Genomic DNA, 13,798 nt, shown 5'->3' with positions numbered 1-13,798 from the left:
GTGGACAGACGAGGGTAACATCGATCATCCTGCTCGGGGAGGCCGGACGCCGACGGATCAGTCGGCCGGGCGGAGCGAGGCCAGGACCTCCTCCAGTTCGTCCGGTTTCACCAGGACGTCCCGCGCCTTGGAGCCCTCGGACGGGCCGACGATCCCCCGCGTCTCCATCAGGTCCATCAGGCGCCCGGCCTTGGCGAAGCCCACCCGCAGCTTGCGCTGGAGCATCGAGGTCGAGCCGAACTGCGAGGTGACCACCAGCTCGATCGCCTGCACCAGCAGGTCGAGGTCGTCGCCGATCTCCTCGTCGACCTTCTTCTTGCCGTCCTGGGCCGCGGTGAGCACGTCGGGTCGGAACTCCGGCTCCCGCTGGCTCTTACAGTGCTTGACGACGTCGTTGATCTCCGCCTCGCTGACCCAGGCGCCCTGGATCCGGATCGGCTTGGAGGCCCCCATCGGCAGGAACAGCGCGTCGCCGCGGCCGATCAGCTTCTCCGCGCCCGGCTGGTCCAGGATGACCCGGGAGTCGGCCAGCGACGAGGTGGCGAAGGCGAGCCGCGAGGGCACGTTCGCCTTGATCAGACCGGTCACCACGTCGACCGAGGGCCGCTGGGTCGCCAGGACCAGGTGGATGCCGGCGGCCCGGGCCAGCTGGGTGATCCGAACCACCGAGTCCTCGACGTCGCGGGGCGCCACCATCATCAGGTCGGCCAACTCGTCGACGATCACCAGCAGGTACGGGTAGGGCCGGATCTCCCGCTCGCTGCCCGGCGGCGCCTTGATCTGCCCGGCCCGCACCTTGCGGTTGAAGTCGTCGATGTGCCGTACCCCGTTGGCGGCGAGGTCGTCGTAGCGCATGTCCATCTCGCGGACGACCCACTCCAGCGCGTCCGCCGCCTTCTTCGGGTTGGTCACGATCGGGGTGACCAGGTGGGGGATCCCCTCGTAGTTGCTCATCTCGACCCGCTTCGGGTCGATCAGCAGCAGCCGCACCTCGTCCGGGGTGGCCCGGGTGAGGATCGAGATGAGCAGGCTGTTCAGGCAGCTCGACTTCCCGGCGCCGGTGGCGCCGGCGATGAGGATGTGCGGCATCTTGGCGAGGTTGGCCACCACGTAGCCGCCCTCGATGTCCTTGCCGAGCCCCACCAGCAACGGGTGGTGGTCACTGGTCGCCGCCCGGGAGCGCAGCACGTCGCCGAGCGCCACGTCCTCCCGGTCGCTGTTCGGGATCTCCACCCCGACCGCGCTCTTGCCCGGGATCGGGCTGAGGATCCGGACGTCGGGCGACTTGACCGCGTACGCGATGTTGCGGGAGAGCTGCGTGATCCGCTCCACCTTCACGCCGTGGCCGAGCTCGACCTCGTACCGGGTGACGGTCGGGCCCCGGGTGAAGCCGGTGACCGCGGCGTCCACGTCGAACTGTTCGAAGACACCGGTCAGCGCGGCGATCACCTCGTCGTTGGCCCGGCTGCGGGTCTTCGGGGCGCTCCCCGGCCGGAGCAGGTTCGCCGGCGGCAGGGTGTAGTCGCCGGCCAAGCCGGTGAGCGCGAGCTGCTCGGCCCGGGTCGGCAGCGGCGAGTGCTCCGGCGGCTCGGGAGCCTTCCGCGCGGCGGGGACCTTCGCCGGGGGCCGGCGCGGCAGCACGACCGTGTCACGGGTCGCCGGCTCGTCGTCGTACCCCTCGTCGTCGTCCCCGGGCGGCTCCGGACGCGGCCTCGGGCGGCGGCGGGCCGACCGGCGCTCCTGGGCGGTCGGGTTCTCCGCCTCGTCCCGTTCCGCGGACTCCTCCGCTCCCGGCTGGCCGAGCACCGCCCCGGCGAGCAGCCCGAGCCGCTCCGGGATCTTGTTGATCGGGGTGGCCGTCACCACCAGCAGGCCGAACAGCAGCAGCAGGATCAGCAGCGGCACCGCCACCCAGGCGCTGACCGCCCGCTCCAACAGCCCGCCGACGCCGGCCCCGAGCAGCCCACCCGCGTAGTCCCGCTCGACGTTCGTCGTTGGGTGCTGGCCGATGTGCAGCAGCGCGGCGGTCCCGACGAACAGCGCCGTCCAGCCGACCAGGCCCCGGCCCCGGTGCTCCGGCTCGGCCGGCGTCCGCATCAGTCGGACCGCGCCGATCAGCAGCAGGATCGGCAGCACGATCGAGATCGCACCGATGAAGAGCCGGATCGTGTCGGCGAGCCGTTCGCCGAGCGGGCCGGCCGAGGAGAACCAGAGCGCCACCGCGCTGAGGATGGCGAGCCCGAGCAGGAACAGGCCGGCACCGTCGCGCCGGTGCTCCGGGTCGAGCTCCCGGGCCGTGGCCGCCTGCCGACCGATCCCCCGCACCGCCCAGCCGACCGCGTGGGCCAGCCCGAGCCAGGCGGCCCGGAGCCCACGGCCGAGGTAGACGGCGGGACCGGGCCGCGCCGGACGCCGGGCCGCGGGCCGGGCCCGGGTCGGCTGTGCCCGCCTGCCGCGGGTACGGGAGGCGCCGCTCCGGGGGGTGGACCCACTCCGGCGCCGGTTCGCCTGAGAGGAGGTACGGCCCGCCATGAGTTCACACGTTAGCGCCGGGCGTCGGGGATGCCAGGCTTTTGCTGTCCGTGTCCGCACGTCCACCGTGGATCGTGCACCGGTGCCCCACGCCGTGGTTCCCCGGCCTACCATCACGGACGGACCAGCGGCGGCGTCGGCCCGCACGCGGTGTCGACGGGAACGTCGGCCCGCGGGCCGGCCGGGAGGGGATCGGCATGCCCGAATCGGAGTTTCAGGAGACGACGGACCCGGCCGAGGGCGGTGGCCGACCGCAACGGCTGCACCCGCTCAGCAACGAGCTGATCGCCAGCGTGCTGGAGAGCCGCGGCTACACGTACTACACGGACGAGGATGGCGACCTCGTCGGCCGCTGGGACGACAGCGTGATCTACTTCTTCCGGCTCGGTGCCGCCGGTGAGCTGTTGCAGATCCGCACCATCGCGGGAACGAGCTTCGACATCGACGACGTACCCCGGCTGTACGCGTTCTGCAACAGCTGGAACCGGGACCGGTTCTGGCCGAAGGCGTTCGTGCACGTCGACGACGACGGCAGCGCCCGGGTCTGCGGGGAGGTGGTCACCGACCTCGAGCACGGGGTCACCCCGGCTCAGCTCGACCAGCTGCTCGGCTGCGGCATCTCCACCGGGGTGCAGATGTCCGCCGCCGTCGCCAAGCTCCGTCCCGAGGGGGCGGCGTGACCGGAGACGACCTGCTCGCCGCCCTCGACGAGGCCCGGGACATGCCCGACGGCGACGAGAAGATCGCGGAGTTGGAGCGGATCACCGCGCACGCCGACGCCGCCGCGGACGTACGGCTCGGTGTCGCCGCGCGGCTCGCGCTGATCGAGGCCCACAACTACCACACCGAACGGTGGCGGATGCTGGAGCCGTTCGAGTGGTGCCTCGCCGCCTTCGACCGGGACCCGGATCTGTTCGACCCGGCCGACGCCGAACTGCTGCGCTGGTACCACAAGTGGGCGGTGGCGGCGCTGCGCGACAACTCCCGGATGGGGCTCGCCCGGGCCCGGGCCGCCCTCGACGACCTCGAGCGGCGGATCCGCGCCGACGGGCAGAGCCCGCACCCGGTCTACAGCCTCCGCTGCCGGATCGCCGACCACGTCGGCGACCAGGCGGCGGCGCAGGACTGGTTCGCGCGCTGGCGGGCGGCGCCGCGCGACGACAACAGCGACTGCGCCGGCTGCGACCCGGCCAACCAGGCGCGACTGCTGGCCGGATGGGGCCGCTGGGCCGAGGCGGTCGAAGCAGTCGAGCCGGTCCTCTCCGGCACGGTGGGCTGCCCGGAGCAGCCGGCCCGGGCGCTGGCCACGGTGCTCGTGCCGTACCTGCGGCTGGGCCGGTACGCCGACGCCGCCCAGGCCCACGTCCGGGCGTACCGGCGGCACCGGCACGAGCGTGACGCGTTCCCGTTCCTCGCCGACCACCTGCGGTTCTGCGCCCTTACCGGGCACCACGAGCGCGGACTGGAGATCCTCGAACGGCACCTGGGCTGGCTCGACCGCCCGTACGACGAGTTTTCGGCGATGGAGTTCGCCGCCGCCGGCGCGCTGGTCTGCCGCCTGGCCGAGGAGGCTGGCTTCGCCCGGTACCCGATCGACCGTCCCGGGTACGGCGAGCGGCACGCCGCCCGGCTGACCGTCGCCGCGCTCGGCGCCGAACTGGTCGCCACCGCCCAGGACCTCGCCGGCCGGTTCGACGCCCGCAACGGGACGAACCACCAGACCGGGCGGGTCGCCGGCTGGCTCGCCGAGCGCCCGGTGACCGGCCCCGTTCCGCTGCCGCCCGACGAGCCGAGCAGCGGCCCGGCCGGTCCGGTCCCGCCGGAGGGCTGGACCCAGGTGGTCGCCCCGCTCACCGTGGCGGCGGTGGTCAACGTCCTGGAGGAGCGGGGTGACCACTACGCGGTGGACCCGTCGGGGACAATCGGCGGCCGGTGGGGCGACGCGCTGATCCAGTTCCACCGGCTGGGCGAGCGGGGTGAGATCCTGCACGCCCAGGTGACCGCCCGTCGCCGGCTACCGGCCGCCCGGCTGGCCGAGGCCTACGAGTTCTGCAACGCGTGGAACCACGACCGGCTGCTGCCCAAGGCGTACGTCCAGGAGGGCGGGGAGGGTGAGCTGATCCTCGCCGGTGACGTCACCACCGACCTGGAGCACGGCGTCTCGGCCGGTCAGCTCCGGGTGCTGGTCGCCGCGACCCTCGCCACCGGGGCCGAGTTCGCGGCCGCGGTGGCGGCGCTGCCCTGAACCATCCGGGCCGGTGCCAGCGGAGCAGTCCGGCCCAGGAGGCCACGACCAGCACCGCGACCAGCGCCTGGGCCAGGACGGCGTACCGCTCGGGGTAGATCACGCCCTCGACGTACCGGTCGATGAAGCCCTGCCCGACCCCGGACTCGCCGGCCCGGCGTCGGGCCCAGTGCTCCAGGTAGGTCAGCGGGCAGACCAGCTCGGCCGCGACCACGGTGACTCCCCAGGCCGCCGCCGCCAGGTGCAGCCAGATCGTCCGGGGCCAGCGCCAGGCGAGGAAGCCGCCGACCACCAGGTACGCCAGGAAGAGGGCGTGCAACCCCAGGACGACGGTGGTCATCAACCGGTACAGCATCGCCACCCCCTCCACGCGGGAAGGCTGGCCAGCGGACCGCCCCGCGAACCCGCGTCAGCGGCCGACCCGGCCCCGGCTCACACCTCGACCACGGTCGGCACGATCATCGGCCGCCGCCGGTAGGCGTCGTTGACCCAGCGCCCGACCGTACGGCGGACGATCTGCTGGAGCTGGTGCGGATCGGTGATGCCGTCGGCGGCGGCCCGGCCGAGCGCCTCGGTGATCAGCGGGATGACCGGGTTGAACGCGTCGGGGTCGTCGGAGAAGCCCTTGGCGGAGACGGTGGGCCCGCCCACCACCTTGCCGGTCACCGAGTCGACCACCACGGTCGCCGAGATGAAACCGCCGTCGCCGAGGATCCGCCGCTCGGTCAGGAGCGACTCGCCGACGTCGCCGACGGCCAGACCGTCGACGTAGACGTACCGGCTCTTGACGTGGCCAACGACCCGGGCGCGTCCCTCCACCAGGTCCACGACGTCGCCGTCCTCGCAGAGCACCACCCGGTCGGGCGCGATTCCGGACTCGATGCCGAGCCGGGCGTGCGCGCGCAGGTGCCGCCACTCGCCGTGCACCGGCATCAGGTTGCTCGGGCGGGTGACGTTGAGCAGGTAGAGCAGCTCGCCGGCCGGGGCGTGCCCGGAGACGTGCACCTTGGCGACGTCCTTGTGGATCACCGTGGCGCCGGCCCGGGAGAGCTGGTTGATCACCCGGTAGACCGAGGTCTCGTTGCCGGGCACCAGGGAGCTGGCCAGCACCACCGTGTCGCCGGGGCCGACCGTGATGTGCCGGTGGTCACCGGTGGCCATCCGGCCGAGCGCGCTCATCGGCTCGCCCTGCGACCCCGTCGACATCAGCACGATCTGGTTCGGCGGCAGCGAGGTCGCCTCGTCCAGCCCGACCACCAGCCCCGGCTCGATCCGCAGCAGGCCCAGGTCGCGGGCGATCCCCATGTTGCGGACCATGGACCGCCCGATGAAGGTCACCTTCCGGCCGTGCTCGGCCGCCGAGTCCAGCACCTGCTGCACCCGGTGCACGTGCGAGGCGAACGACGCGACGATGATCCGGCCCCGGGCCTTGGCGAAGATCGAGTCGAGGACCGGACCGATCTCCCGTTCCGGTGTGACGAAGCCGGGGATCTCCGCGTTGGTCGAGTCGGAGAGGAGCAGGTCCACCCCTTCGGCGCCGAGCCGGGCGAAGCCGGCCAGGTCGGTGATCCGGCCGTCCAGCGGCAGCTGGTCCATCTTGAAGTCGCCGGTGTGCAGCACGAGCCCGGCGGGGGTGCGGATCGCCACCGCCAGCGCGTCCGGGATCGAGTGGTTGACGGCGAAGAACTCACACTCGAACGGCCCCAGCCGCTCCCGGTCGCCCTCCCGCACCGTCAGCGTGTACGGCTCGATCCGCCGCTCGGCGAGCTTGGCCTCGACCAGGGCGAGGGTGAACTGCGACCCGACGAGCGGAATGTCCGCCTTGTGGGCGAGCAGGTACGGCACGGCGCCGATGTGATCCTCGTGGCCGTGGGTCAGGACGATCGCCTGGATGTCGTCGAGCCGGTCGAGGATCGGGGTGAAGTCCGGCAGGATCAGGTCGACCCCGGGCTGCTCGACGTCGGGAAAGAGGACGCCGCAGTCGACGATCAGCAGTTTGCCGTCGTACTCGAAGACCGTCATGTTGCGCCCGATCGCGCCCAACCCGCCCAGCGGGATGATCCGGAGTCCGCCCTCGGGCAGCTCGCCCGGCGGTTCCAGCTCAACACCCGGCTGACTCATGCCGCCTCCCCACCGCGCATGATCAACCCACTCATGCCGGCAGCTCCAGGCCGGCGGCGGCGCAGTCCGCGCGGAGCTGGGCGATCTGGGCCTCGGTGGCGGCCACCAGCGGCGGGCGCAGCGGCCCGGCGGGCAGCCCGCGCGCGGCGAGGGCCGCCTTGACCAGGATCGCGCCCTGGGTCCGGAAGATCCCGGTGAACAGCGGCAGCAGGCGGCGGTGCAGGGCCAGCGCCGCGGCGGTCTCGCCCCGGTCGTACGACTCGATCATCTGCTTGGTCAACGCCCCGGTGAGGTGGGTGGAGGTCCCGACCAGCCCGACCGCGCCGACCGCCAGCGAGGCCAGCGTCAGCGCGTCCTCGCCACAGTAGTACGCCAGGTCGGTGCGGCTGGTGACCCAGGAGGTCGCGACCAGGTCGCCCTTGGCGTCCTTGACCGCGACGATCCGCTCGTGCTCGGCGAGCCGGACCAGCGTCTCGGTCTCGATCGCCACTCCGGCGCGGTGCGGGATGTCGTAGAGCATCACCGGCAGCCCGGTGGCGTCGGCCACCGCGGTGAAGTGGGCGATCAGCCCCGCCTGGGGCGGCTTGTTGTAGTACGGCGTCACCACCAGCAGTCCGTGCGCGCCCGCCTTCTCGGCGGCGGCGGCCAGCTCGATCGTGTGCCGGGTGTCGTTGGTGCCGACGCCGGCGACCACCCGCGCCCGGTCGCCGACCGCCTCGACCACGGCCCTGATCAACAGCTCCTTCTCGGCATCGGTGGTGGTCGGCGACTCACCGGTGGTCCCGTTCACCACCAGGGCGTCGTTGCCCTGCTCGTCGACGAGGTAGGCCGCGAGCCGGGCGGCGCCGTCGAGGTCGACCGAGCCGTCCGGGGCGAAGGGGCTCACCATGGCGGTCAGCAGCCGGCCGAAGGGGCGGGGCGTCGCCCGATCACCGGCGGCAGGGTGGTCGTGGGTCATGCGAACAACCTATCGGAATCGCGCCGTCGGGCCAGCGGGGACGAGGTCAGGACAGTGGGGCGTACGGGCTGCTGGCGACCTCGGTGCCGTCCGGCAGGGTGCTGATCGTGAAGTCGGCGAAGACGTTCGGGGCGACCCGTTGGAGCTGGCGCAGGCACTCGACCGCCACCTGGCGGATCTCGACGTCGGCGCCCTCGGCGGCCCGCATCGCCACGAAGTGCCGCCAGGCCCGGTAGTTGCCGGTCACCACGATCCGGGTCTCGGTGGCGTTCGGTAGCACCGCGCGGGCCGCCTGCCGGGCCAGTTTGCGGCGCAGCGTCGGATTCTCGACATCCGCGAAGCGTCGCTCCAACCCCTCCAGCAACTCGGTGTACGCCCGCAGGCTCGCCTCGGTCGCCTCGACGAACCGCTTGTGCAGCTCGGCGTCCTCGGCGATCACCGCCGGTTCCACCATCGCGGCGTCCCGCTCCGGGACGTACCGCTGGGAGAGCTGGGAGTAGGAGAAGTGCCGGTGCCGGACCAGCTCGTGGGTGAACGAGCGGGAGACCCCCGTGAGGTACATGGTGACGGTGCCGTGTTCGAGCACCGAGAGGTGGCCGACCTCGATGATGTGGGCGAGGTAGCCGGCGTTGGTCGCGGTGGCCGGGTTGGGCTTGCGCCAGGACTGGTAGCAGGCCCGGCCGGCGAACTCGGCGAGCGCCTGGCCCCCGTCGGCGTCGGTCGACCAGGGTACGTCGTCCGGCGGCTCGAAGTGCGTCCACGCAATGACCTTGACCTGCGGTCTCACCATCTCCGGCATTCCTGCGACTGTAGTCGCCCCACCGGGCCCCGGCAGCGCCGGGTTGACCGTGCCGGCGGGCGGTCACCCCGCATCGGTCGCCGGCTGCGCGGTGCGGACCGCCACCGGGCGGCACCCCGTACGCACGACCACCGATCCGATCACCCGAGCTGCTCCGTGTCTCGGTCGTACCGGAGGCGCCGGGATGGCCGGATCCCGGGGAGGCGCAGCACGAATCCACAGAGGAGGCCTGAGCCCGACGGTGGGGGCCTCAGACGTAGAACGTGTCGAAGGGTGCCCAGGGCAGGTTGCGGAGCACCGAGAAGACCCCCCAGACCGCGAGGAAGATGCCGATCGCCTTGGGCGTGATCTCCAGTTGTGGCAGGCGCCAACCGAAGACCAGCCGGCCGGCCCAGGCGACGTACAGGTAGAGCAGGAACGGCACGGCGAAGACGAAGAGCAGGTGGTGGCGGGCGGCGGCCGGCAGGTCACCGTGCAGGAGGTACCAGGCGGCCCGGGTGCCGCCGCAGCCCGGGCAGTCCAGGCCGGTGGTGAGCTTCAGGAAACAGGTGGGTGGGGCGTCGGGCGCGCTGTTGGTCGGGTCGGCCCAGATCGTGTAGCCCACGGCGCCGGCGATACAGCCGAGCGCGGCCAGCGGCGCCGCCCAGCGGGGCAGCCGCGCCTGCAACCAGGTGACCAGCCGGGTGATCCGGTCGGGCTCCACCACCGGGTACGGCGGCACCGGGTGGGCTGGCCACCCCGGCTGCCCCGCCCCGACCGGCGCGCCGGGCGACGCCGTCAGCGCCGGTGACCCGGTCATCGCGGTTTCGCCCGATGGCCCGGCCGTCACCGACGCACCTGACGACCCGGTCGTCACGGTCTCACCCGGCGTCCACGGCCCGGCCACCGCGGCGATCTGGCCGGTCCGACCGTCTCCCACGCTCGTCATCCCATCCCGCCGATGCATCGTTGTTCGCGCCTGTCGCACCTCACGGTACCGCGCCGACGCCGGCGAGCGCGGTAGCGAGCGGCCCGGCGAGATCCCCGGCGACGGGCGGGGCCACCCGGTCGAGGCCGAGCCAGCCGGCGAGTCGGTACAGCTCGGCGGCGAGCGCCTCCGCCGTCTCGGCCGGGTCGACGTCAGGCTCGCCCCAGGCCGCCGGCACGAGGAGTACGCCGGCCCGGCGGTCCGCCTTCAGGTCCACCCGCGCGACGAACCGGTCCCCGAGCAGGAACGGCAGCACGTAGTAGCCGTACACGCGTTGCGGCGCCGGCACGTAGATCTCGATCCGGTACGTGAAGCCGAAGAGCCGCTCGGTCCGCGACCGTTCCCAGATCAGCGGGTCGAACGGGCTGACCAGGGTGCGGGCCCGGACCCACCGCGGCAGTCGCGCCTCCCGGTGCAGGTAGGCGGGTGGGCGCCACCCCTGCACCCGGACCGGCAGCAGCTCTCCGGCCTCGACCAGCTCCGCGATCGCGGCGCGGGCCGCGGCGACCGGCAGCCGGAAGTAGTCCCGCAGCTCCGGCTCGGCCGCCACACCCAGGGCCCGGGCCGCGACCCCGACCAGCCGTCGGTACGCCTCGGCCGGGCTCGGCGTCGGCGCCGCCAGCACCTCCGCCGGCAGCACCCGCTCCGGTACGTCGTAGACCCGGGCGAAGGAGCTGGTCCGGGCGGCGGCGGTCAGCTGGCCGGCCCAGAAGAGGTACTCACAGGCCCGCTTCACCGCCGACCAGTTCCACCCCCAGTTGCCGGTCTCCCGGGGGGCGTCGTGCTCGATCTCGGCGGCGGTCATCGGGCCGTTGTCGCGTACCTCGGCCAGCACCCGGGCGACCAGCTCCGGTTGCTCGACGGCGATCCGCCGCATCCCGCCCCAGGCGTCGGTGTGGGCGGCGGCCATCCGCCAGCGCAGCGCCGGATGCAGCCCGACCGGCAGCAGCGACGCCTCGTGCCCCCAGTACTCGAAGAGGTCACAGGGCCGCCGGTAGGCGGCCCGGTCCAGCAGGTCGACCGGGTACGGCCCGAGCCGACTGTAGAGCGGCAGGTAGTGGGCCCGCTGGAGCACGTTGACCGAATCCATCTGGAGCAGACCGATCCGGTCGAGGACCCGACGCAGGTGCCGGCGGGTCGGCACCCCGCCCGGCGCGGGATCGGTGAACCCCTGGGCGGCGAGGGCGATCCGCCGGGCCTGGGCCAGGGACAGCGACTCGGGTATGGCCACGAGGGTGCACCCTAAGCCAGCCCACCGACACGATCCGCCCGGGTCACCCGCCGGTGACGAACTCCAGGAGTCGGGGCGAGGGCCGCGGGCGGCGTGGGACCGACCCGGTCGCCCCGCCGGCCCGGTCGGTACGGTCATCCACCCCGCCGGCCGGGGACGTGCGATCGTCACCCCCGCCGGCCTGGCCGGCGTTGTCGAGCCTGCCGGAGCGGTCGGCGTGATCGGGCCGGCCAGAGCGGTCGGCGCGGTCACCCCCGCCCGCCCGGTCGGCGCGGTCACCCCGGTCGGCCCCGTCGACGCGCGCCGGAAGAGTCGGCCCGCGTACCGGCAGCACCAGCAGCAGCGCGACGCTGATCCAGACGTAGGCGTTGCTCCCGACGACGCCGAGCAGCCCGTCGAAGCGGCGCTCCCAGATCCAGACCAGTCGGCTGATCAGGATCAGGTACGCGACGACCGCGAAGCCGAGTAGCGCCCGGCGCCGCCGGCTTCTGGCCGGGGCGGCGTACCCGCGGTCGACCAGCAGGATCAGCGCCGGGATCAGCCAGACCAGGTGGTGCACCCAGGTGACCGGGCTGACCAGGCTCTGGACGACACCGGTGAGGGCGAGCCCGGTCACCTCGTCCCCGGCGGCCGCGGCCGGCCGCACCCGCCAGACCCAGACCGCCAGCGTCGCCACCACCAGCAGCAACCAGAGCAGCCGGCTCGGATGCTCCGGGTCCAGCCGGGCCACCACCCCCTGCCAGGACTGGTTGGAGATGAACGACAGCGTGCCGACCCGGTCCGTGTCCCAGAGCGCGGCGGTCCAGAACTCCCGGGAGGCGTCCGGGGCCAGCACACCAGCGAGCAGCGTCGCCCCCGCCGCGGTACCGGCGGCCACCAGCGTCGCTCGCCACCGCCGGGTGACCAGCAGGTACACGATGAAGATCCCGGGGGTCAGCTTGATCGCGGTGGCCAGCCCGATCCCCACCCCGGCGAAGTGGCGGTAGCGGGAGGGCAGTCGCCGCCCGAACGGGGTCACCGGGGCGACCAGCCAGAGCAGGTCGGCGCCGACCAGGAAGAGCAACAGCATGTTGACCTGGCCGAAGTTGACCGTCTCCCGCATCGGTTCGAAGGCCGCCGCCAGGCAGAGCGTGACCGCCAGGGTGAACCACCGGGTCCAGCCGGCACGGCGGGCCATCGGGTCGACCAGCCACCAGATCAGCAGCGTGCTCGCCAGCACGGTCAGCGTCACGTGGATCGCGATCGCGGCACGCCAGCTCAGATACGCCAGCGGGTACATCACCAACGCGGCGAAGGGCGGGTAGGTGAAGCCGTACTTGCTGTCCGGCTTCAGCCAGTCGTAGATCATCCCGTCCGCCCGTACCCAGTGGCGCAGCGCTCCCCAGTAGACCGCGAGGTCGAAGTAGCCGTGCCGGACGGCGGCCACGGAGAGAAAGCCGGTGACCAGGACGGCGAGCGCGATCACGAAGGGCACCTGGTACCGGGCCCGGGAGAAACCACCCTGCGCCACTGTCGCCCCCCTCGCCTTGCGTAGGCTCACCACTCATGGCTCTCGGGTACGTCCGCCCGGCGCGTCCCACGGACGTCGCCGAGATCGCCCGCATCCAACTCGCGACCTGGCGGGTCGCGTACCGGCGGCTGCTCCCCAGGCACGTGCTCGACGACCTGGACGAGACGTGGCTTGCGGACCGGTGGAGCGCGGCGGTCGAGTCCCCACCCTCCAAGCGGCACCGCGTCCTGGTCGCCGTCGAGCAGGCCGAACAATCGTATCTGGTGGGATTTGCCGCTTCCGGGCCGCCCGACGAGCAGGCCCTGGCCCCCAACGAGCCCCCCGAGGCGCTCGGCCCGGCCACCGTCGCCGTGACGGACCTGCTGGTGGAGCCGCGGTGGGGGCGGCGCGGTCACGGCAGCCGGTTGCTCGCCGCCTCCGTCGACCTGTGGCGGGCCGACGGCTTCGACACGGCGGTGGCCTGGGCATTCGACGGCGACACGGCGACCCAACGGTTCCTCACCGGCGCCGGCTGGGAGCCGGACGGGGCGGCCCGGGCCCTGGATGTCGACGACATGCTGGTGCCGCAGCTCCGCCTGCACGTCCGGCTGTAAGGAAGGGCCCCTTCCTATACCAAAAACGATAAGAAGGGGCCCTTCCTTACAGCAGGGCGTCGAGGCCGACGGTGAGCCCGGGGCGGCGTGGCACCTGACGGACGGCCAGCAGCACGCCGGGCATGAAGGAGGCCCGGTCGAAGGAGTCGTGCCGGATGGTGAGCGTCTCCCCGGTCGTCCCGAAGAGGACCTCCTGGTGCGCGACCAGGCCGGCGGCCCGGACGGAGTGCACCCGTACGCCGTCGATCTCGGCTCCGCGCGCCCCCGGCGCCTCGTCCCGGGTGGCGTCCGGCGCCGGTCCGAGCCCAGCCTCGGCCCGGGCCCGCGCGACCAGCCGGGCGGTGTGCGCCGCCGTACCGCTCGGCGCGTCGAGCTTCCTCGGGTGGTGCTGCTCGATGATCTCCACCGACTCGAAGAACCGGGCCGCCCTGGCCGCGAACTGCATCATCAGTACCGCGCCGATGCCGAAGTTCGGGGCAATCACCACACCCACACCAGGCCGGTCCACCAGCCAACCGCGCACCTGCTCCAGCCGCTGCTCGGTGAAGCCGCTGGTGCCGACGACGGCGTGGATCCCCCGGTCGATGCACCAGCGCAGGTTGTGCATGACGACGTCGGGAGTGGTGAAGTCGACGACGACCTCGGCCCCGGCATCGGCGGCGTTGTCGAGCGGGTCGCCCTGGTCGATCCGCGCGACCAGGGCGAGGTCGTCGGCGGCGTCGACCGCCCTGCACACCTCGGCCCCCATCCGGCCACGGGCGCCCAGCACCCCGACCCGCATCGGCCCGCCAGACCGGCCCGGGCCCGTGGCGGGCGCGTCCTGCGGGAAGCCGTCCGACCGG

At 73.1% G+C, this 13,798-nt stretch carries 11 protein-coding genes and 1 pseudogene; 3 read left to right on the top strand and 9 right to left on the bottom strand.

The annotated features are described in order from the left end of the window. Positions 1 to 57: 57 nt before the first annotated feature. The gene (locus EF879_RS06390) at positions 58 to 2,532 is read right to left on the bottom strand and encodes a DNA translocase FtsK (protein WP_123555791.1); all 2,475 of its coding nucleotides are present in this window, start codon (positions 2,530 to 2,532) and stop codon (positions 58 to 60) included. Positions 2,533 to 2,729: 197 nt separating this feature from the next. Here EF879_RS06390 and EF879_RS06385 point away from each other — a divergent pair, with 197 nt between their 5' ends. Continuing rightward, entirely contained in the window at positions 2,730 to 3,212 is a 483-nt protein-coding gene (locus tag EF879_RS06385) for a YbjN domain-containing protein (protein WP_123555789.1), read from the top strand. Between the two features lie 41 nt (positions 3,213 to 3,253). Next, positions 3,254 to 4,777 (top strand): YbjN domain-containing protein, encoded by a 1,524-nt coding sequence (locus tag EF879_RS06380; RefSeq protein WP_123556810.1) that lies wholly within the window; start codon positions 3,254 to 3,256, stop codon positions 4,775 to 4,777. On the opposite strand, the gene EF879_RS06375 is transcribed toward EF879_RS06380, so the two are convergent. The 7 genes and pseudogenes from EF879_RS06375 to EF879_RS06345 form a co-directional block, all read right to left on the bottom strand. Further along, positions 4,668 to 5,147 carry a DUF2784 domain-containing protein gene (locus EF879_RS06375; protein WP_233604270.1) on the bottom strand — a complete coding sequence of 160 codons (480 nt, stop codon included), beginning with the start codon at positions 5,145 to 5,147 and terminating at the stop codon, positions 4,668 to 4,670. The two genes, EF879_RS06380 and EF879_RS06375, sit on opposite strands and share 110 nt — an antisense overlap. A 62-nt stretch (positions 5,148 to 5,209) precedes the next feature. Further along, positions 5,210 to 6,898, bottom strand: coding sequence for a ribonuclease J (locus tag EF879_RS06370; RefSeq protein ID WP_123555787.1), 1,689 nt, complete (start codon positions 6,896 to 6,898; stop codon positions 5,210 to 5,212). A 31-nt stretch (positions 6,899 to 6,929) separates the two neighbouring features. Next, positions 6,930 to 7,856, bottom strand: coding sequence for a 4-hydroxy-tetrahydrodipicolinate synthase (gene dapA / locus EF879_RS06365; RefSeq protein WP_123555785.1), 927 nt, complete (start codon positions 7,854 to 7,856; stop codon positions 6,930 to 6,932). Between the two features lie 46 nt (positions 7,857 to 7,902). Next, positions 7,903 to 8,646, bottom strand: a complete 744-nt coding sequence (gene thyX / locus EF879_RS06360; RefSeq protein ID WP_123556806.1) for an FAD-dependent thymidylate synthase — start codon at positions 8,644 to 8,646, stop codon at positions 7,903 to 7,905. A 259-nt stretch (positions 8,647 to 8,905) separates the two neighbouring features. Continuing rightward, on the bottom strand, positions 8,906 to 9,454 hold the full coding sequence (locus EF879_RS06355) for a DUF2752 domain-containing protein (RefSeq protein ID WP_233604269.1): 549 nt from the start codon (positions 9,452 to 9,454) through the stop codon (positions 8,906 to 8,908). Between the two features lie 169 nt (positions 9,455 to 9,623). Then, positions 9,624 to 10,853, bottom strand: coding sequence for a winged helix-turn-helix domain-containing protein (locus EF879_RS06350; protein ID WP_123555781.1), 1,230 nt, complete (start codon positions 10,851 to 10,853; stop codon positions 9,624 to 9,626). 268 nt (positions 10,854 to 11,121) lie between these two features. Next, positions 11,122 to 12,363: pseudogene (locus EF879_RS06345) on the bottom strand (glycosyltransferase 87 family protein); the annotation flags it as partial. A gap of 35 nt (positions 12,364 to 12,398) precedes the next feature. Here EF879_RS06345 and EF879_RS06340 point away from each other — a divergent pair. Further along, positions 12,399 to 12,956, top strand: coding sequence for a GNAT family N-acetyltransferase (locus tag EF879_RS06340; protein WP_123555779.1), 558 nt, complete (start codon positions 12,399 to 12,401; stop codon positions 12,954 to 12,956). Positions 12,957 to 13,002: 46 nt separating this feature from the next. Here EF879_RS06340 and dapB read toward each other — a convergent pair whose 3' ends face one another. Continuing rightward, positions 13,003 to 13,737, bottom strand: coding sequence for a 4-hydroxy-tetrahydrodipicolinate reductase (gene dapB, locus EF879_RS06335; protein WP_123556804.1), 735 nt, complete (start codon positions 13,735 to 13,737; stop codon positions 13,003 to 13,005). Positions 13,738 to 13,798 lie beyond the last annotated feature (61 nt).

This window comes from Micromonospora sp. HM5-17, from assembly GCF_003762835.1.
GTDB lineage: Bacteria > Actinomycetota > Actinomycetes > Mycobacteriales > Micromonosporaceae > Plantactinospora.
The sequence above is the reverse complement of the archived record's forward strand: the minus strand, read 5'-3'. Positions and strand labels throughout refer to the sequence as shown.